At 60.0% G+C, this 17,953-nt stretch carries 15 protein-coding genes and 1 pseudogene; 7 read left to right on the top strand and 9 right to left on the bottom strand.

Annotation, left to right across the window (positions count from 1 at the left end; genetic code table 11):
• Window positions 1-325 precede the first annotated feature (325 nt).
• Window positions 326-667, top strand: coding sequence for a LysR substrate-binding domain-containing protein (locus tag CF70_RS13820; RefSeq protein WP_035865278.1), 342 nt, complete (start codon window positions 326-328; stop codon window positions 665-667).
• A 76-nt stretch (window positions 668-743) separates the two neighbouring features.
• On the opposite strand, the gene CF70_RS13815 is transcribed toward CF70_RS13820, so the two are convergent.
• Window positions 744-2,639 (bottom strand): acyl-CoA synthetase, encoded by a 1,896-nt coding sequence (locus CF70_RS13815; RefSeq protein WP_063830462.1) that lies wholly within the window; start codon window positions 2,637-2,639, stop codon window positions 744-746.
• 21 nt (window positions 2,640-2,660) lie between these two features.
• Window positions 2,661-3,665, bottom strand: a complete 1,005-nt coding sequence (locus tag CF70_RS13810) for a Bug family tripartite tricarboxylate transporter substrate binding protein (RefSeq protein WP_051648398.1) — start codon at window positions 3,663-3,665, stop codon at window positions 2,661-2,663.
• Window positions 3,666-3,994: 329 nt separating this feature from the next.
• Here CF70_RS13810 and CF70_RS13805 point away from each other — a divergent pair.
• Window positions 3,995-4,416 (top strand): annotated as a pseudogene (locus tag CF70_RS13805) (transposase); the annotation flags it as partial.
• Between the two features lie 13 nt (window positions 4,417-4,429).
• Here the strand turns inward: CF70_RS13805 and CF70_RS13800 are convergent.
• Window positions 4,430-5,401, bottom strand: coding sequence for a Bug family tripartite tricarboxylate transporter substrate binding protein (locus CF70_RS13800; protein WP_051648396.1), 972 nt, complete (start codon window positions 5,399-5,401; stop codon window positions 4,430-4,432).
• Between the two features lie 108 nt (window positions 5,402-5,509).
• Between CF70_RS13800 and CF70_RS13795 the strand changes: the two genes are divergently transcribed.
• Entirely contained in the window at window positions 5,510-6,142 is a 633-nt protein-coding gene (locus tag CF70_RS13795; RefSeq protein WP_035865273.1) for a helix-turn-helix domain-containing protein, read from the top strand.
• A gap of 224 nt (window positions 6,143-6,366) precedes the next feature.
• Window positions 6,367-7,626 carry an alpha/beta hydrolase family protein gene (locus tag CF70_RS13790; protein WP_152561802.1) on the top strand — a complete coding sequence of 420 codons (1,260 nt, stop codon included), beginning with the start codon at window positions 6,367-6,369 and terminating at the stop codon, window positions 7,624-7,626.
• Between the two features lie 43 nt (window positions 7,627-7,669).
• On the opposite strand, the gene CF70_RS13785 is transcribed toward CF70_RS13790, so the two are convergent.
• The 4 genes from CF70_RS13785 to CF70_RS13770 form a co-directional block, all read right to left on the bottom strand.
• Entirely contained in the window at window positions 7,670-8,704 is a 1,035-nt protein-coding gene (locus CF70_RS13785) for a porin (RefSeq protein WP_035865269.1), read from the bottom strand.
• A gap of 237 nt (window positions 8,705-8,941) precedes the next feature.
• Window positions 8,942-9,496, bottom strand: a complete 555-nt coding sequence (locus tag CF70_RS13780) for a flavin reductase family protein (protein WP_051648393.1) — start codon at window positions 9,494-9,496, stop codon at window positions 8,942-8,944.
• A gap of 20 nt (window positions 9,497-9,516) precedes the next feature.
• Window positions 9,517-10,728 carry an acyl-CoA dehydrogenase family protein gene (locus CF70_RS13775; RefSeq protein ID WP_051648391.1) on the bottom strand — a complete coding sequence of 404 codons (1,212 nt, stop codon included), beginning with the start codon at window positions 10,726-10,728 and terminating at the stop codon, window positions 9,517-9,519.
• A gap of 33 nt (window positions 10,729-10,761) precedes the next feature.
• Window positions 10,762-11,169, bottom strand: coding sequence for a VOC family protein (locus CF70_RS13770; RefSeq protein ID WP_035865267.1), 408 nt, complete (start codon window positions 11,167-11,169; stop codon window positions 10,762-10,764).
• Between the two features lie 142 nt (window positions 11,170-11,311).
• On the opposite strand from CF70_RS13770, the gene CF70_RS13765 reads away from it, so the two are divergent.
• Window positions 11,312-12,247 carry a LysR family transcriptional regulator gene (locus tag CF70_RS13765; RefSeq protein ID WP_035865265.1) on the top strand — a complete coding sequence of 312 codons (936 nt, stop codon included), beginning with the start codon at window positions 11,312-11,314 and terminating at the stop codon, window positions 12,245-12,247.
• 460 nt (window positions 12,248-12,707) lie between these two features.
• Here CF70_RS13765 and fdhD read toward each other — a convergent pair whose 3' ends face one another.
• The gene (gene fdhD, locus CF70_RS13760; protein ID WP_035865262.1) at window positions 12,708-13,562 is read right to left on the bottom strand and encodes a formate dehydrogenase accessory sulfurtransferase FdhD; all 855 of its coding nucleotides are present in this window, start codon (window positions 13,560-13,562) and stop codon (window positions 12,708-12,710) included.
• Between the two features lie 375 nt (window positions 13,563-13,937).
• Between fdhD and CF70_RS13755 the strand changes: the two genes are divergently transcribed.
• The gene (locus tag CF70_RS13755; protein WP_035865259.1) at window positions 13,938-16,217 is read left to right on the top strand and encodes an FdhF/YdeP family oxidoreductase; all 2,280 of its coding nucleotides are present in this window, start codon (window positions 13,938-13,940) and stop codon (window positions 16,215-16,217) included.
• A gap of 92 nt (window positions 16,218-16,309) precedes the next feature.
• The gene (locus CF70_RS13750; RefSeq protein WP_035865298.1) at window positions 16,310-17,227 is read left to right on the top strand and encodes a bestrophin family protein; all 918 of its coding nucleotides are present in this window, start codon (window positions 16,310-16,312) and stop codon (window positions 17,225-17,227) included.
• Here CF70_RS13750 and CF70_RS36935 read toward each other — a convergent pair.
• A complete protein-coding gene (locus CF70_RS36935; protein ID WP_035865257.1) occupies window positions 17,198-17,485 on the bottom strand; it encodes a hypothetical protein in 288 nt (95 codons plus the stop codon). The two genes, CF70_RS13750 and CF70_RS36935, sit on opposite strands and share 30 nt — an antisense overlap.
• Between the last annotated feature and the right edge of the window lie 468 nt (window positions 17,486-17,953).

Raw genomic sequence — 17,953 nt, 5'->3', positions numbered from 1 at the left:
CGCCCGTACACCACTTTCAACTCTAGCTCCAGGATGCCGGCGGCGAGTTTGATACATCGTGACGTTGTCATAGTCTGCTGTCTCCAAAATTGACTTTCGATGCCTGCTATTCAGGTACATGCGTTCGCTGCCAATGATGGAGGAGCTAGGCTCGATATTGAGGGACTGGCGCTAAAATTGGAAAATTCCTACAAGCGTACTGCTGCACTGCAGCACCCTCGCTCAGGATGGACGCGAAGCTGCCGCCGACTTGGCGAAATAGTTCTGAAGCAAATCTTGATGCGTTTGACAATGGAGCCAGGGAAACGGCAAATCGACATCGAGGGTGTTCGACTCCTGGTCAGCATCGGTGCCAGAGCAGCGTGAGCGGTCAAAAGAGTCCGTCGATATCCACATCACGCCCACATTGCAGGTGTCCGAGTTCAACGTAGTAAGGCAGGCGGCCATTCAGGGAATCAGTTTCGCCTTCTTGCCTACCTATATGGTGCAACAAGAGCTTAGAGATGGGAGCTTGCGCGAACTGTTCGCCGACTGGGGGTTTCATCCGTACGGCCGCTCAGTTTTCCTGCTGCGGCTTCGTGAGCGCTATGTCAGTCCTGCGGTGATGCGGCTTTCCGCCTTCATCCGTTCCGAGTGTGCCCGGAGAGAGAATTCTGCCGCCCGATAGGCAGCAGGAGGCATGGCCAGTTTGCGAAGGTGCCGGCGGGGTCTGCAACAACAGACGGCCCGCCGGGTTGCTCGTTTCACACTTCTTGCCGGATTTCGTAAGGAATCGTCAGAGCGCGAAGCCTGCGGTCCGCATCTGCGTCGTCAGGTAGCTCCCCCTTGACGCAAATCTCAACCAGAAACCCTCGCGCGCCTCGGTCAACCGCCTTGACGGTGGCAGCGGGCCGCCAGGTTGCGTCGCCTATTGCGGCGTCGAACATGCGCTCGATGGCGTCGACCCTCAACAGATTCTTCTGAATCTTTCCGACGGCGGTCTTCGGCATCTGGGGAAGCAGGTAGCACTGCTTTGGCACTGCGGCCCGTTCGGGTACATGAGTCGCCGCATAATGCAGCAGTTCTTCCGCGGAGGCCTTCGACCCGGGCTTCAAGACCACATAGGCGACCGGGACTTCCCCAGAATGGGCATCAGGTGCGCCAATCACAGCAGCATCTTGAATCGCAGGGTTTCCGAAGAGGACTTCTTCGACCATCTTGGGGTCGATATTGTGGCCCCCACGGATAATCAGGTCCTTGGCTCGACCAGTTATCCAGAGCCAGTTTTCCGCATCCAGATAACCCAGGTCCCCGGTATCCAACCATTCACCGTCGACCCAGCTCGCAGATTGGTTGGAGCCAAGGTAGCCAGGGAAGACCGCCGGACCCTTGACGATGATGAGGCCAGCCTCCCCGGGAGCACAGTCGCGAGCGACGCCTTTCTCCGAACCAGGTTGGACTACCCGTACGGATTGATACGGCAGGCGGAGTCCAGAGCTGCCAACCTTGACCGTGTCGACGGGTGGAGTGATGCAGGTCACCGCGGCGGTTTCTGTGAGCCCGTAGCTTTCTCTGATTCGCAGGCCGGTCATACGATAGAACGCCTCGGCGACGTTTGTCGAAAGTGGTGCCGTCGATGAGGCGACATAGTTGAGGCTAGATACATCCGCCCCCCCGATGGGGAGCGATAGCACCTGATTAACCAGTGTCGGGACGAGCGTGAGCATGCTGACGCGGAACGCCTCGACAATTCTCCAGATGTTCGGGAGCACCGACGGATGGCGAAAACCGGCCGACGTCATCAGCACGATACTCGCCCCGCGCGACAATGGCGCCAGACAACTCACAATGGCGCCGGCCGAGTGAAAGATGGGTACCCCTACGGCGCGCACTTCATCACGACCGAATCCGGTCATGCAACTGCTCGCCCAAATCCAGAATACTTGATTCCGATGCAAGTGTCTGGCGAGTTTTGGAACCCCAGTTGTGCCACCGGTATGGAATAGTGCTGCGGTATCGTCCGGCGAGAAGACGCGTCCGGACATTAGCCGGTCACCAGGTTGCTTTGCGATGGCCGATGCGAAGTCAACTACCGGCACCGGGCCAATCGGGGTGGATTGGCAGCCGCTGCCTCCTACGCGAATCACGGCAGCCAGGGATGGCAATTGCTTGGCGATAAGCTCGATTTTCGGCCAGATTTCAGTGTTGTCGTCGCCTGCGTACGCGATGAGAACGCGTGTGCCGGCTACCTTGAACATTTCAACCAGGATGTCTGCCTCTAGCATCCAGTTGACTGGATTGGCGATGCCGGCTGCTTGAGCGCCCCAAAGGGCGTAGAGGCCTTCCGGTACAGCCGGCATGAGGACAGAAATCACATCGTCTTTGGCGACGCCGAGCTCATGGAGAAGATTTGCAGCTTGAAGAATCCGTTGACGAAGCTCTCCGTGCGTGACGGAAACGGATGTCTCTGTGGGGAGAGAGCCATCGCGAAAGAAATGAATAGCTGTTTTGGACGGTTCGATTGAGCAGCCGTCCATCAGCATCTCATGGGTTGAGGACGGCAGGTTGCGGTCGCCCAGAGGCGTCCGTTCAAAACGAGCGACATCTTCTTCAGAGGACAGAACGTCCGAGGTCCAGTATGCGGGTTGTCGAGATGACATGGGATGGTCCTAGGCTGATGTTCACTCGCGGTCAATCTTGATGTCGCGTGCCAGTCGTTCGAAGCGGCTGGACTCTGTGTGGAAGTACTGAGCTGCTTGGTCCAGGTCCATCAGGGCACCAGCCGAGTTACCCCGCTCGCCAACCCACTCGCGGTATGAGGGAGTGGCGACAATCTTGTTCGTTTCTGTCCCAATAATCTGGGCAGTCTCCTTGGGCACCTTTGAGGAGACAAACAGTCCGGTCCACATCGAGTAGTGAAAGCCCCGAAGTGCTGCGACACTGTCAACAGACGGGACATCGGGTAGCCCTGCATGTCGTTCAGTAGACATGATGCCTAGCACCTTGATTTTCCCTTCCTTGGCTGCCTGAATGTAGCTCGGGATGAGCGGAAGAAAGGTGATGTCTACCTGGTCCGCCATGAGGTCTTGAATTGCTGGCGCGCCACCCTTGTAAGGAATGTGCGTTGTACCGATTCCCAACCGCTTGGCGAAGTCGGCTCCAGCGAGGTGGAAAATCGAGCCTACGCCGGTGCTGGCGTACGCGAGAGGCTTCGCGTCCGGACGCGTTGCCTTCTCGATAAGCTCATTCAGACTGCTCGCCGGAAAATGCGGGCGCGTCATTATCGCCAGTGCACCAACTGACAGCTGGGCGACCATCCGGAAATCCTCAGGCTTGTAGCGCACGCTTTGAAGAGTGAGTGGTGGCAACGTTAGCTCGTTTGGCGAGCCAATCAGTATTGTCAACGTTCCGATGTCGGCATTCAGGAGGCGTTGGGCTCCCATAGAGCCGCTGGCTCCGCCGAAGTTTTCGACAATAATCGTTTTCGCTAGTTTTTTCCCCAGTTCGGGCTGAATGCGACGAGCAACGATGTCGAATGCACTCCCCGCGGGGTAAGGGACGATTATCGTCGCAAGGTTTCGGCCTGGCAGTTGAGCTTGCGCACTCGCGCCCGTCTGCAGAAGAAGGGCTGTCGTCACGCATACGCCAACGCCCTTCAAAAATCGTACTATGGTTTTCGAAGTCATACTGTCTCCTCTGGTGATTGCACATAGTGGTTTGTGCATCGGCAGAGTGTGAGAGAGGAGGACAGCGTCCTGCTGTCAGAATTGCCTCTGAAATATGTCAGGCTTTTCTGACTGTTTGACAGGACGGTTTGAGCGATGTCGTCGCCCCAGACTAATGCCCGGGGCCACGATGTCCTCCAGCCGAGCAAGCATACTTTCGTGTTGTGGGACTCGGCCTCGGCCACGCGTCTGCGTACCTTTGAAGCATCTGCATTCCATCACCCTCTGTTGTCCGCGCACATCACTCGGAAGAGGTGACGTATAACCTCAACCAGTTGGAAGGAAGCGAAATGCGAAAGATACCGAAACAGGAATTCACGGCGGAGTTCAAGGAACAGGCCGTCAGGCAACTGCGTGCCGGGAAGACGACAGGAGAATTGGCTGCGGAATTGGGCGTGTCTGATCAGACACTGCGCAATTGGCGCAAGGCCGCCGAGGCGGGCAAGCTCAATGGGGCCGGTGCCAAGCCTGTGACTGCTGCACAGATGGAGCAGTCGCGCCTGCGCGCGGAGAACAGGCGCCTGGCAATGGAGCTTGAAATAGCAAAAAAGGCAGCGGCGCACTTCACGACGAGGGACCTTCTGTGAAGTACGCCTGGATCGAGCAGGAACGCGCCACATATCCGCTGGCGATTCTCTGTGATGTCCTGACGGTCAGTGTGAACGGCTACCGGGCCTGGAAGCGAGACGGCACACCGTCGCGCAAGCGGCTGGCGATCAGGAAGGTCAGTCCATCCTGATGCCCAGCGGCGCGAGCTGTTTCCGGTAATTCTGTATCTCGCTTGCCAAGTAGCTGCTGAACTGCACCGGCGTGGACAGCACCAACCGGCCGCCCGACGTCTTCAAGAAGGCCTGGTACTCGGGGCGTTGTGCAGCAGCCGCCACCTCGCGCTGTAGCACGGCGGCCGCTTGCAGTGACAGGCCTGCCGGCGCAAGCAGGCCCGACCAGGCAGGAATGTCGACGTCCTTGATGCCCAGTTCGCGTAGCGTAGGGACCGCGGGCATTTCCTTGACTCGCTGCTCGCTCGATATCGCGAGCGCGCGAGCCTTGCCCTCCTGGATCAACGGAACGGCCAGGGACGACGCCATGAATGTGTAATCGACGTGGCCACCCAGGATGTCGCTGATCGGCGAAGCCTTGTAGGGCACGTGCAGTACCTTGATGCCCGCTGAGCGTGCAAACAGCTCGCCAATCAAGTGGGTGGTGTTGCCAGTGCCCCAGGATGCGTAGCTCACCGTGCCCGGCCGTGCGTGCGCGTCCTTGATCAACTGCCCCAGGTCCTTATACGGCGATTCCGTGCGCACAAGGACCACGAACCCTGGCGCGCTGGTCAGCAGCGTGATCGGCGTGAAGTCGCGTAGAGAGTCATAGGGCAGCTTCGTGTATAAGACGGCGTTGGTCGAATGCCCGCCTGTTGTGAAGAGCAGCACGCTGCCGTCAGGTTTGGCGCGCGCGACCTCGGCCGTGCCGATCAGGCCACCGGCCCCGGGCTTGTTCTCGACGAAATATTGCCGCTTGGTGATTCGCCGAAGGCTCTCGGCAAGCATGCGCGCACTGGCGTCCAGCGCGTTTCCGGCTGGGAACGGCACAACGATGCGAACCACATCCGGGCTCGGCTGGGCCCTCGCCGCTGAAGCCACAAGGGCGGTTGCCGCGAGTCCGATGCAGCACAGGGAATGGCGTAGCAGGCGTTTCATTCAGTCTCCTTCTCGTTGTTATGGCTAAGTTGGAGGGCTCTTGATGGCCCTGTGGTGGTGAAAAAACGGGATGTGCAACAATGGCAGACGATCTGAAAACTCGCTGCCATGACTACCAATAAGAAGACAACCTCCAAAGCCTCGCTGGCCCCGACCCCCACCGGGCCCGCCACGGCCGCCGAAGCACGCCCAGCGGCGGATGGCCAGCGCATCAAGCAAAAACGCCTGGAGCGCGGTTGGTCGGTGCGGCATCTCGCCGCCCATAGCGGGCTTGCGATCTCCACCATCTCGAAGATCGAAAACAACAAGATGGTGCCGACGGTGGAAGTGTTCTCAAAACTGCTCGCGGCGCTGCAGACCAACCCCGGCGACTGGTTCTTCGAGGCCGATGCCGAGAATGCAAAGCCCTTCGTCAAGCTGGTACGGGCCGGAAGCCAGGTCGGCATCGAGCATCCCGCGGTCCACCGGGACATCCTTCTCGGCGGCGCGGAGCACGGCAACATCGTGATCATGCGGCAGGTGTATCGCCCTCACGCCCCGGAGCTCCAGCAGATGGGCCATGCCGGCAACGAACTGATCTACGTCATTCGGGGCGGCCTGGAGATCAGCATCCGGGGTCGCAAGAAGCTGGTGCTGAATCCGGGGGATTCGCTGCATTTTTCCAGTTCGCTCCCGCACCGCTACGAGGCAGCCGGCGATGAAGAATGCGAAGCGCTGATGGTCTGGTGGAAGCAAGACTGAATTCCGGTGATGTGCTGCGTTGGTGCATTGACGATACTGCCCATACGCTCGCGGCAAGGGGCGCGGTGACAGCCTGAGCAAGGCGGTTGCGCGCGAGGCCTTGTCAACTACAGTTTCCTATAGGAAACTACGGTTTGCAACAGGCGTTTCGTTTTTCATCTCACACAAGATGATCCACATGCACGCTAGCGACACATTCCCCCGGGAAGGCACCGTGCCGCCTGTTGCTGGACCAGACTCCTCTTGCATGCAAAGCGGGGTCTCTCGCCACCACCAACCCATCCGGCACAATGAAACTATCCATCGATCACTCGCACCATTTCGAGCTTCTTCGCATTCTTGGCCATGCCTACTATGGAGGCTCGGATGTGCAGGAAGTCCTTCAGATTGCGGGCCGCCTGACGCCGGGCGACGACGAAGGCTGGTACGAAGCCTGGAACGCACTGGCAGAAAGCCTCAAGGTGACTGCGGACGAAGCGCAGGAAAAAGGGCATCTGAAGAGCGCGTCGCAGACGTATCTGCGCGCGGCGATGTACTTCATGATCTCGGACTTTTACCTGCATGCGAACACGGACGATCCCCGCATCCTGGCATCGGGCCGCGCCAGCCGCGCCGCTTTCATGGCCGCGATTCCCGGCCTGGATTTCGAGGTCGCGCGCGTAGAGATTCCCTATGAAGGCGCGTGGCTACCTGGCTATGTCGTCAAGAAGAAGGGCACGCCGGCCGGCAAGCGCCCGACACTCATCTGCCACTCGGGATTCGACGGAAACAAGGAAGAATTGGTGCTGTTTCCCGGCATGGCCGCGGCAGAGCGCGGATACACAGTCGTGGCATTCGACGGACCGGGCCAGGGCGAGGTTGTGCGCGAGACCCGGCGTGCGTTCCGTCCCGATTGGGACAAGGTCGTTTCCCCGGTGATCGACTTCGCGCTCACGCGCGCGGACGTCGACCCCTCGCGCATCGCGTTGCTCGGCATCAGCCTCGGGGGCGTGCTCGCACCCATCGCCGCCGCCAAGGATCGCCGGATCCGGGCGCTGGTTGCCAATGGCGGGCTCTACAGCTTCTACGACGTCGTCTCCGCTCGCTTCCCGGAGGCTGTGCCTGCCAACCGCGAACGCTTCGACCAGGCCGTGAATGCTGCCATCAAGACGGATACGATGTCCCGATGGGCAATTAACCACGGCAAGCTGGTATTCGGCGTGGACAATGCCTTCGACTACGTCAACAGCACGAAGCCCTATGTGGCTGCCGATGCCGCCCAGGTGCGCGCGACCACCCTGGTGATTGATTCCGAGCAGGAGGGGTTCTTCGAAGGGCAACCGCAGAAGCTGTACGACGCGCTGACCTGCGAGAAGACACTTATGCACTTCCCGTCGTCGGAGGCCGTCGGCGAGCATTGCCAGGCAGGTGCGGAAGCCGCGGGGGGGCGGAAGATCTTCGATTGGCTCGATGAAGCCATGGACGTGAAGTCCGTGAAGCCCTGAGCACGACAAGATGACGGAGGCTGCCGGTCAGGCAGCCTCCCGATCAGAACTTGTGCCGGATACCGACGCCGAAAGCGGTCCCGCTGCCCTGGCGGCTCAACTTGTCGTAGAGCACGTTGGCATACAGGTCGCTCCGCTTGGAGAGGAAGTAGTCATAGCCGAACCCAAGATCACTGCGCCGGATAGTGGCAACGCCGTCGGCTTTGATGACAGTCTGCACCGCGGATGCCATGAATTTTCCATTGCCGTAGGGCACGGTCATCCCAACCTGCACCGTATCGGTCTTGATGCTGTCCCCGCTGTTTCGCGTGCTGTCGTATTGAACAAACGCTTTGAGGAAGTTGAAGTCGTAGGAGACGGCAGCGGCCAGTGCGGTCTGAGCCCAGCTCTTCGCAAGAAAGCCGGCGCCCGCGCGCGTGCGTTGGATCGCGAAGGTCGCGCCCCAGGGCGCCTTGTCGTACAACAGCATGGCAACGGCATTGTTGCTGGAGTTGGTCCCAGCCACCTCCCCCAGGCCGTAGACGAAGCGGCCAGACAGACCGTTGATCTCGGGAGTGTAGTAGCCGACCGCATTGCTCCAGCCGGTGTCCGCCGCGAAATAGCGGCCATAGGATGGAGTCCAGAGTACGTTGAGCAAAGGGGAGAACTTGGTCGAGCCGCCAAAGGGGTCGAAGAGCGCGGTAGCGAGGAACATCGGGTTGGCCAGCCGGCCAGCGCGTATCTCGCCCACTTTGCTTTCCAGGCCAACGTAGGCATTACGCGCGAACAGCGCATCGCCCGCGGCACGTCCGCCGGCGCCGGTATCCGCGAGAAAGTAGGACTCGATCCGGAAGTTGACCGTCAAGTTGTTGCCGAGGTCTTCACTGCCGGCAAAGCCCCAAAAGGACGTCGTCATGCCACCGCTTTGGACGCCGAGCACGGATTTCGGGTCGCCGCTGGCCTTGCTGCTGCCAAGGAAGGTGTCGACGGCGCCGTAAAGCTGGGCGCCGGCGGCATGCGCCGCCCCCTGGGACCCCAGGAGTATCGGGAGTAGTGCAAGGATTTTTCTGCTTCGTTTTTGCGTTATTTTTTTTATCATTATTCTCCTCCATTGTTACTAGTCATGGCATGTCGTGATCATTTAAAGAATGGAATTCGTATTCCTTGATGGAAATCTGGCGAAAATCCTCCCTTGCCGATGCATGGATCGGAATCGTTGTCTCGATACGGAATAGGTTTCGAACTGGGAAGCGTTCAGGTATCCGCCGGACGTGGAGGAGATATCCTCCGCGTCCGGGAGGTGGCGCCTAACAATCGAGCGTGCTTACAAACGGGATCAGCGCTGGGCTTCCGATTGACGGTCTTCCAGGAATCGGCTTCGCCAGAAGATCAGGGGAGACGCCGATTCTTCGTGGAACTCAACTACGCGGCCCACAAACATGATGTGGTCTCCGAGAAGGAGACTATGCTCGCGCCGGCAGTGGAACCAGGCCATGGACTCTTCGAGGACAATGCCGCCGCCGTCGAGCCTGCGGTTTGCAACGCCGTCGAACCTGTCTTCCGCCGGCTTTGCAAACCGCTGCGCGAGGGCAGCCTGCCGGTGGCTGAGCACGTTGACGGTGAAGTAATCGGCAACCTGGAAAGCGCTGCGATACCTCGAGTCGACAAACAGACTCCACGCTAGCAGCGGCGGGTTCATGGACAAGGAACTGAATGAATTGACGGTAAGGCCTACCAGCGTGGCGTCGGGTGCGGTGGTGGTGACGATGGTAACGCCCGTGGCAAATGCGGAGAAGGCCGTTCGCAACCGTCGGGCTTCTTCCGCGGGAGGCATGCCTTGCACGGCATCTTTGCCGGGCGCCGAAAGTTGGCATTGGACGTTGGAGGACATCGGAGTTCCTTGTCTCGTCGTCACAGCATGGGATTCCGGACCTGGCCCCCGAGGGCATGCTGGCCAAACGCGCTACCGGCCACATCAAAGGCAAAGTTCACATGAGACTGAATAGCGTGCGCATCCCGGAAACATCGTTGCAGTGGACTGTTCTCGTAGAGTCCGTTGGCGCCGGTCATGGAGAATACGGTATCGACCGCTTGCGTGCACAGTTGCACGCAGAACGCCGCGTTCTTGCGGTACTTCAGCTTCGTGTGCAGGTCAGGAATCTGGCCGCCACGGGCGATCGCCATGGCCTCGGCTGCGTCCGCGCGCAGCAGCGTGCGGGCTGCGTCGATTTGCGCCGAGGCGGAAGCCACCTTGATCTGCACGGCCTGGAAATCGCTGATCTTCGCCGCCGTGTAGTGCGTCTTGCGGCTTCGGTTGGTCTCCAGGAAGATCTCGAACGCCGCTTGCGCATTGCCAAGTGCTGGGCCGGCAAGGGTGTGCCCACCCAATGCCACGAGGGGGACCCGGAACAGCGGCCCCGGATTCGCTGCGGCCCCGGGATGTTCGCCGCCACGGATGTCTGCCATGCAAAGGGCGCGGTGCATGGGCACGAAGATCTCATTGCAGACGACCTGCTTGCTGCCGGTACCCTTCAGGCCGGCCGCGAACCAGTTGTCGACGATTTCGTACTCGCTCTTGTGCACAAGGCACAGGCGGTGATCGGTGGGCGGCGCATCGGGAGCGGTCCTGATGGTGACGGCCAGCATGTTCCATTCGCTTGCGTCGACGCCGCTGGAGAACGGCCAGCTGCCGGAGATGACGAAGCCGCCGTCGACCTTTTTGCCGCGTCCCGCCGGAAACGCAAGGGCCGAGGCAATCAGATGATCCCGCGACGCGCCCCAGACATCCTCTTGCGCTTGTTGCGGGTAGAGCGAAAGCAGGAAGTGATGCGAGCCAAGGTTCGCCACGTTCCACGCTGTCGATGGGCACCCGCGTGCAAGTTCGGCGGAGATGTCGACGATGGCGACGTAGTCCAGCTCCATTCCGCCCCGGGACTGCGGCTGATGGTAACGAAACAGGCCCAGCTGATGCAGATCCCGCAACGTTTCAGGCAAGGGAGCCCGGGCGGCTTCACATGCCGGGGCGCGCTCTCTAAGCGTGGCGACCAGGGAGCTGGCGCGCTGCATGGCTTCATCAGCGTCGACCATGGAGAAGTCGGAGGGAATTTCGGCGCGCATGTTCATGTTGGCTTCGAATAGTGGGGTTTGACTAGGGGTTTATTGGTTCGGGAAATTGAGCTCGATCGAGACGCCGTCGGGATCGGAGATAAAGATCTGTTCAAGGCCGGATTGCGGCAGGCTGCGCCGGCGCATAGGGATCGAAAGGCGTGTGAACCGCTCTTCAAACTCCACGAGCCCGGAGGCGAAGAATGCAATATGGTCCACCGCACCGCTTCCAGGCGGAGACGCTCCGGGCTTACGTTCGAAGTAGGCCAGCAGTTGCTCGTCATTGCTGGCGCAGGCCAGATGCACGCAGACGTGGGAACCGATGGCAAGCCAGTACCCGGGGAACGGCGCCCATGGACGATCGCCCTCGCGCATGCCAAGGGCGTCGACATAGAAGCGACGCGATGCCTCGATATCTTTTGCGATAACCAGAAAATGATTGAGGTCCGTCAATGGCATTTTGGATAACTCGGAATGATTGCGTGAAATGGCAGGAAATTATCGTGAATGCGATTGAGTTTATTGAAATCGTATAGTTTTTTGACTGATATTTATTATCGTTGCATAACCCTGCGGTTATTTCACATTGGGAACTTGAATCATGACAACGTCTGGTCGTCTTCAGCACAGTTTGGCCACCCGGCTCAAATTCCGGCATCTGACCCTGCTGCTTGCACTGGAGAAGCAGCGCTCTGTCTCGCGCGTCGCGGCTGAGATGAACCTGTCGCAGCCGGCTGTGACAAAGGCGCTTCACGAAGTCGAAGAGATCTTCCTGGCGCCGCTGTTCATTCGCGCGCGTCGAGGGCTGGAGCCGACCGCGACCGGGTCGGCCGTGCTGGCGCACGCGCGCCTGGTGATGGCGGATACGGAGGCGCTGGGACACGAACTGACCGCCATCGAGGCAGGGCTGCATGGACGGCTACGTCTTGGCGTAATCCCGTACGTGTCCACCGCGGTGCTCGATGCGGTCTGCGCCCACTGCCTGGAGCAAACGCCTGCGGTATCTGTGCTGGTGCATGAGGGGACAACTGACGAACTGGTGGCGGCGTTGCGCGCGCATGAGATCGACTGCGCCATTGCGCGTATCTACTGCTCTCCCGGCGAAGATATCGTGCAAACGCAGCTCTATGCGGAGGAGCCCACGATTGTTGTGCATGCGGCGGCGGCTCGGCGTTTGAGCGCATCGGCTCTGGACTGGGGAAAACTGGCGGGACTGGATTGGATCCTTCCCCCGGACCACACGCCAATCCGGCGCACGATCGATACGCTGTTCGCCACGGCCAGCGCGGCTCCGCCGGTCGCGATCGTGGAGACGTTCTCGATCAAGACCATGGCCGCGCTGCTGCGCGTGCGGCCACGGGCAATCACCATCGTGCCTCGCGGCGTGGCAGAGGAACTGGTGGCACGAGGCGGTGCCATGCTATCTCACGCGCTGCAGTGGGATTTGCCTGCCGTGGGAGCAATCTGGCTACGCCGCGCGGAGCATCGGGGGGCACTAGAGGGATTGGCTCGCGCTCTGCGTGGGGCAGCAGCCTAGCCAGGGCTGCCCAGGAAGCGCTTGTATGCAATCGTGATCCACATCGCATCCCTGCATGCCAAGCGCCAACGGCTGCGCCACACAGGCGCGATTCGCAAAGCGGATATCAGCTTTGCGTAAGAAGCGGGACGCTTGTGACGCCGCGCGCTGTCTTGATGGGGGGCAGGGATTCCGGATAAGCCAGGCGGAGTGGCCGGGGCCATGGCCCCGTTGCGCGATCCGGGAGCCGACCTGCAACTCTCATCGCGCGACGCAATCCGGACAAGCCTGGCGAGGGCGTTGTATCTGTCACCTCGCTACAGGGTGATAGGAAAACTGTGGCAGCCGCACTGGCGGGCTTCAACGCGACACAAGCGCTGGCGCGGTAGCCTCGTTCGGAACGACGCCTTCGGACTTGCCAGGCGAGGGATGCCGAGTGCAACTACACTGGAGTTGGGCGGGTAGATTTACATCTGGACAGTCAGCGTACCTGCGGGATACGCAGCCGTTCCGGATGTGTGTAGACGACCAGGCTGCCACTCCGCACAAAGCCGGCCAGCGTTATCGCAGCGGAGTCTGCCAGCCGCACGGCGAGCACCGTTGGACCGGATACCGCGGCAAGGATCCCCGCACCGATCGATGCGGTCTTGAGCACCATCTCGTAGCTGGCCCGGCTGGTGATAATCACCGCGCCGCGCTTGGTATCCTCGTTGGTACTCGCAAGCGCGCCGGCAAGCTTGTCGAGCGCGTTGTGACGACCCACGTCTTCGCGCACAAAGGCCAATGCGCCATCCGCACGCAGCCACGCCGCCGCGTGCGTCGCCCCGGTATCGCGCAGCAGTGCCTGGCGCTTGACCAGGGTGGCAAACGCCGCATCGAAGACAGTCGGATCGAAGATGGCATGGCTATGCACCGGCTGCGGCACGCGCATGATCTCGCCCAGTGACTCGATGCCACACAGGCCGCATCCGGTACGACCCGCCAGCGCGCGGCGCCGGGTCTTTAGCCTGGCGAAGGCAGCGGTGGCGATCTCCAGCTTGACGGTCACGCCCTCCGCACCGGCTTCGACGTCGATGCCATAGATCTCGCTCGCGCTGTCGACAATGCCTTCGCTGAGGCTGAAGCCGATGGCAAAGTCATCGAGATCGGCTGGTGTAGCCAGCATGACCGCATGGGAGATGCCGTTGTACTCGAGCGCGACCGGCAATTCCTCGGCCAAACGGTCTTCCTCGGCCGTCACGGTGCCGTGACGCCAGCGTCTGACTGCGAACGAGCGCTGCGTCGGCACATCTTCAATGCCTGCGCCGCTGTCTTCCACTGGCAAATCGCGCCTCATCGGCTCTCCGCTGGTGGCCTCAATGCGTTTTCATCCCGGCCGCGGCCATGGGCAGCCTGATCAACTCCACGACTAGTCCCATGCCAGCCCGGAATGCGACTAACCATAACAGCTTTGTACGCTGATAAGGTCTTCGATATGCGGGTATACGCCAGGCAAGAGTAGACGCTACGATTTGCATGTCTCGGATGACTCATATTGAAAATAGAGAACGTGTGTGAGGTTTCAGTCATGCGCTTGACGGCGGCGCCATTTGTAACTGGCACTTGCCGAGCAGGAAGCCGAGGCTATTGTTAGGAAAAGCTCGCCTGGCGGCGACCCTGCGGCAACAACTGCCCCAGGTAGTCTGAGGCGAATCGGCTTCATGGAGCAATCATGGCTACGCGACGGGAAGTGCCCGGTATCAGGCCGTACGACGGGCCTGCTGGCGGCTGGGGCGCGCTTCGTGCGACGACCCAGGCGATCCGCCTGCAAATGGAAACGGTCAAGGCGCCGCTCACACTGATGCGGACCAACCAGCCCGACGGGTTCGATTGCCCCGGGTGCGCGTGGCCCGACAAGGAGCATAGGTCGACGTTCCAGTTCTGCGAGAACGGTGCCAAGGCCGTGACTTGGGAGGCCACGACGAAACGGGTGCGGCCGGATTTTTTCGCGAGCAACACGGTGTCGTCGCTGCTGCAGCGATCCGATTTCGAGCTGGAGGATTTGGGTCGCCTGACCCATCCGCTTGTGTATGATCGGTCCACTGACACGTTCCGCGCGGTCGAATGGGGCGATGCGTTTGCCCGGATCGGCGAAATCCTGCGGGCGTTGTCGCCCGACCAGGTAGAGTTCTACACGTCTGGCAGGGCCTCGAACGAGGCTGCTTACCTGTTCCAGCTGTTCGCGCGGGAGTATGGGACGAACAATTTCCCGGATTGTTCGAACATGTGCCACGAACCAACCAGCGTTGGCTTGCCACAGTCGATCGGTATCGGCAAGGGCACCGTGTCTTTGGAGGATTTTGACAGCTGTGAGCTGATTATCTCCATCGGCCACAATCCCGGGACCAATCACCCTCGAATGATGGGTACGCTTCATGAAGCGGCCCGGCGAAATGTCCCGATAGTGGTATTCAATCCACTCAAGGAGCGTGCGCTCGAACGGTTTGCGGATCCCCAGAACTGGCTGGAAATGGCGACATACGGGTCGACCAGGATTGCGTCAACCTATTATCAGGTTGACGCTGGCGGCGACGCCGCCGCGCTCAAGGGCATAATGAAGGCGCTCCTGGATATGGACGCTCAAAATGGGGATGTCCTGGATCGCGATTTTATCGCGGTGCATACAGAAGGTTTCGACGCATTTTCGGCCGACTTGGCTGCGACCTCGTGGGAGGATATCGAGAAGGCAAGCGGACTGACCCGCGCGGATCTTGAGCAAGTCGCAGATCTCTATGCGAAATCGAATGCCACGATTGTCACCTATGGCATGGGTGTGACGCAGCACAGTAAAGGCACCGCCAACGTCCGCCTGATTGCTGATTTGTTGTTCCTGCGTGGAAATTTTGGCAAGCCCGGTGCGGGCATTTGCCCATTGCGCGGCCATTCCAACGTGCAGGGGAACCGCACGGTCGGCATCACCGAGAAGCCGTCGGCCGACTTCCTTCAGCGCATCGAAAATACCGTCGGCTTCAAGCCGCCCACCGGGCACGGACACGATGCCGTGAAGGCGATGCAGGCGATGATTGATGGCTCGTCCAAGGCGCTGATCTGCCTGGGCGGAAACTTCGCAGTCGCACTGCCCGATTCCGGGCAATCCTTCCCCGCGATGGCGAAGCTCGATCTGAGCGTGCACATCGGCACCAAGCTGAATCGCTCGCACCTGCTGGTGGCCAAGGAAACGTACGTGCTGCCGTGCTTGGGCCGCACGGAGCTTGACGTGCAGGCTGGCGGGCCGCAATCGGTGACGGTCGAGGACTCGATGTCCATGGTCCATGCTTCGGCCGGCAAGCTCACGCCGGCCTCGGAATTCCTGCGTTCCGAGCCGTCGATCGTCGCGGGAATGGCTACCGCGACCTTGCCGGACAGCAAGGTGCCGTGGTCGGACCTGGTTGCCGAGTATGACAAGATCCGCGACCTGATTGAAAAGACAGTGCCGGGATTCGATGATTTCAATGCGCGCATCCGCGTCCCCGGCGGATTCCGCCTGCCACTTCCACCGACCGAACGCAAGTGGACTACGCCATCGGGCAAGGCGGTTTTCTCCGTATATGGCGGTGTGAAGGAAGACGCCGACGTCCTGGGCGGCGAGAATGTTCTGCGTCTCATGACGATCCGCAGTCACGATCAGTACAACACCACCATCTATGCACTGGATGATCGCTATCGAGGCGTATTCGGTCGACGCGATGTGCTATTCATGCACGAAGCCGACATGGCCGCACGAGGCTTGGAACATGGGGACCTGGTGGATATCGAGACCATCGTAACCGGCAGACAGCTAAGTTTAAAAAGGATCACTGCCATCGCCTATGCAAACATCGCACGGGGCTCGGTGGCGGCGTATTACCCCGAAGCGAACGTGCTGGTGCCTCTGAACTACATTGACAAGGAAAGCGGTACGCCCTCGTACAAGAGTATTCCTGTCCGTGTGTTGCGTTCGGAAGTGACATAGCCGAGGGGCGGGCATGACTTGGCTTGGTGGGGGCGCCTGCCTCGAATCGTATGTCGTTCGAGCGGAAATATGTTCCCAGGCAAGAGAAAATCATGATCGTGCGGCCAAAGCGAAACTGGTTCAGCATGCTGTTTGTGTGGAGCGGGTCAGTATTGCAGACCATCATTCCGCAACTTCTCGTCCTGGCTTTTGTCAGCGCCTTTGCTGTCCTGACCCACGGGCGAATATTGGGTGAAAAGATTCCGCTCAATACGGCTCCCTTTACACTCTTTGGCGTCGCGCTGACCATCTTCCTTGCGTTCAGAAACAATGCCAGCTATGAGCGCTTCAAGGAAGCCCGTCACCTTTGGGGAAGCGCGCTTATCGCCTCGCGTTCGCTTACGTCGCAAATACTGTGCTACTTGCCCGCGGACGGCAGCGAGGATCGTATCCGGCTGGTAAATCGTCTTATCGCCTTTGCCTATTCCCTAAAGCATGAGCTGCGCAAGACGGATCCGACGCAGGACCTCGTGCGCCTTCTCGGGGAAGACGCCATGCAGAGGCTGCGTGCGAAGTGCTACGGGCCCACGGCAATTCTTAACGAGATACGCCATAACATCGCAGAGCTGCAGATGCGTGAGCTGGTCTCGGAAACCAAGCTCTGGATGCTCGATGCCCAGCTTAACGAGCTGGGGAAAACCGTTGGTGGTTGTGAGCGCATCGCATCCACGCCGATTCCGTTTGCGTACGGGGTCTTGCTTCACCGTACCGTATATGCGTACTGCGTGATGCTCCCCTTCGGTCTTGTCGATTCGACGGAGCTGTTTACCCCGATCATCTGCGTCTTCGTCGCCTACACCTTGATCGCGCTGGAGGCGATTGCCGATGAGATCTCCGAGCCTTTCAGTATGGCCCCCAACGCGCTGGCGCTGGACGCGATCTCGCGCAATATCGAGCGCTCGCTGCTCGAGCTTTGCGATCGCGAGCTGCCGGAGCAAAAGCTACCGGACCATCGATATCAGTTGACGTAGTGCCCATTGCCAGTGCTTGCCCGGGTACACGATTGCGTGCGGGTACCTGTCACCGTACGCGTTCATGCGCGCCATTGCTGCGCCCGCCTCGACAAGCGGGTCCTTGCTGGCCTTGTCCGGCGCAAATGGCAGGCCCTTGACGATGCCGATCGACGCCAGGTAGTGGGGCGTGCGCGTGCGGAGAAACAAGAAATATTCTCGCGGATCGGCGGCGAGAAAAACAGGCATGCCGAAGACGATGCTCCGGAAATCGAGCACAGACTGCCTTTTCTTTCCGCGTGACGGAAATCGGGGGGCAGGTGGGTAGAAGCGTTGGGCGTAATAGGCATTAATCGGCTATTCCCCGCGGCACCTCCTTTAATGTACTCAACTCATCGCTAGAAAATAGCTGGTTCATTGTTATCCAGGGGAATCGCATCCCGCTTCTCGAATCAATGAATGCGACAAGAGCGAGGTCCTTGTCCAGCAGGCATCGAAATATCCTGAATCCCAGCGTTGCATGCGTGATTAGATACTCGGCGCCGTGCCGGAGCGAAAACTCGACCTTCCCTTGCCGAAAGTGGGCGATAGGAGACTGCAGTCCATCGGTTACCCGTTCCGTAAGATGCTCCTCGAGCCAGTCATCGTACCCGAGGTCGGTTTCTCCGCTTGAGGTCTCGCCAAGCCATTGGTCAACCCGATTTACGGCGTTCTGGCGAGCTGGCAACGAAATATCGAAACTATCCG

Origin of the sequence: Cupriavidus sp. SK-3 (genome assembly GCF_000611145.1) — a bacterium.
In the GTDB taxonomy this organism is placed as follows: domain Bacteria; phylum Pseudomonadota; class Gammaproteobacteria; order Burkholderiales; family Burkholderiaceae; genus Cupriavidus.
This window is presented reverse-complemented; position numbering and strand designations above follow the sequence as displayed.

Excerpts from the sequence above, each read along its gene's own strand:
- CF70_RS13815 (WP_063830462.1), bottom strand. The coding sequence starts at position 2,639 with ATGTCATCTCGACAACCCGCATACTGGACCTCGGACGTTCTGTCCTCT.
- CF70_RS13765 (WP_035865265.1), top strand. The coding sequence starts at position 11,312 with ATGACAACGTCTGGTCGTCTTCAGCACAGTTTGGCCACCCGGCTCAAA.
- CF70_RS13755 (WP_035865259.1), top strand. The coding sequence starts at position 13,938 with ATGGCTACGCGACGGGAAGTGCCCGGTATCAGGCCGTACGACGGGCCT.
- CF70_RS13780 (WP_051648393.1), bottom strand. The coding sequence starts at position 9,496 with ATGTCCTCCAACGTCCAATGCCAACTTTCGGCGCCCGGCAAAGATGCC.
- CF70_RS13810 (WP_051648398.1), bottom strand. The coding sequence starts at position 3,665 with ATGACTTCGAAAACCATAGTACGATTTTTGAAGGGCGTTGGCGTATGC.
- CF70_RS13785 (WP_035865269.1), bottom strand. The coding sequence starts at position 8,704 with ATGATAAAAAAAATAACGCAAAAACGAAGCAGAAAAATCCTTGCACTA.
- CF70_RS13800 (WP_051648396.1), bottom strand. The coding sequence starts at position 5,401 with ATGAAACGCCTGCTACGCCATTCCCTGTGCTGCATCGGACTCGCGGCA.
- CF70_RS13775 (WP_051648391.1), bottom strand. The coding sequence starts at position 10,728 with ATGAACATGCGCGCCGAAATTCCCTCCGACTTCTCCATGGTCGACGCT.
- CF70_RS13770 (WP_035865267.1), bottom strand. The coding sequence starts at position 11,169 with ATGCCATTGACGGACCTCAATCATTTTCTGGTTATCGCAAAAGATATC.
- fdhD (WP_035865262.1), bottom strand. The coding sequence starts at position 13,562 with ATGAGGCGCGATTTGCCAGTGGAAGACAGCGGCGCAGGCATTGAAGAT.
- CF70_RS13750 (WP_035865298.1), top strand. The coding sequence starts at position 16,310 with ATGATCGTGCGGCCAAAGCGAAACTGGTTCAGCATGCTGTTTGTGTGG.
- CF70_RS13795 (WP_035865273.1), top strand. The coding sequence starts at position 5,510 with ATGACTACCAATAAGAAGACAACCTCCAAAGCCTCGCTGGCCCCGACC.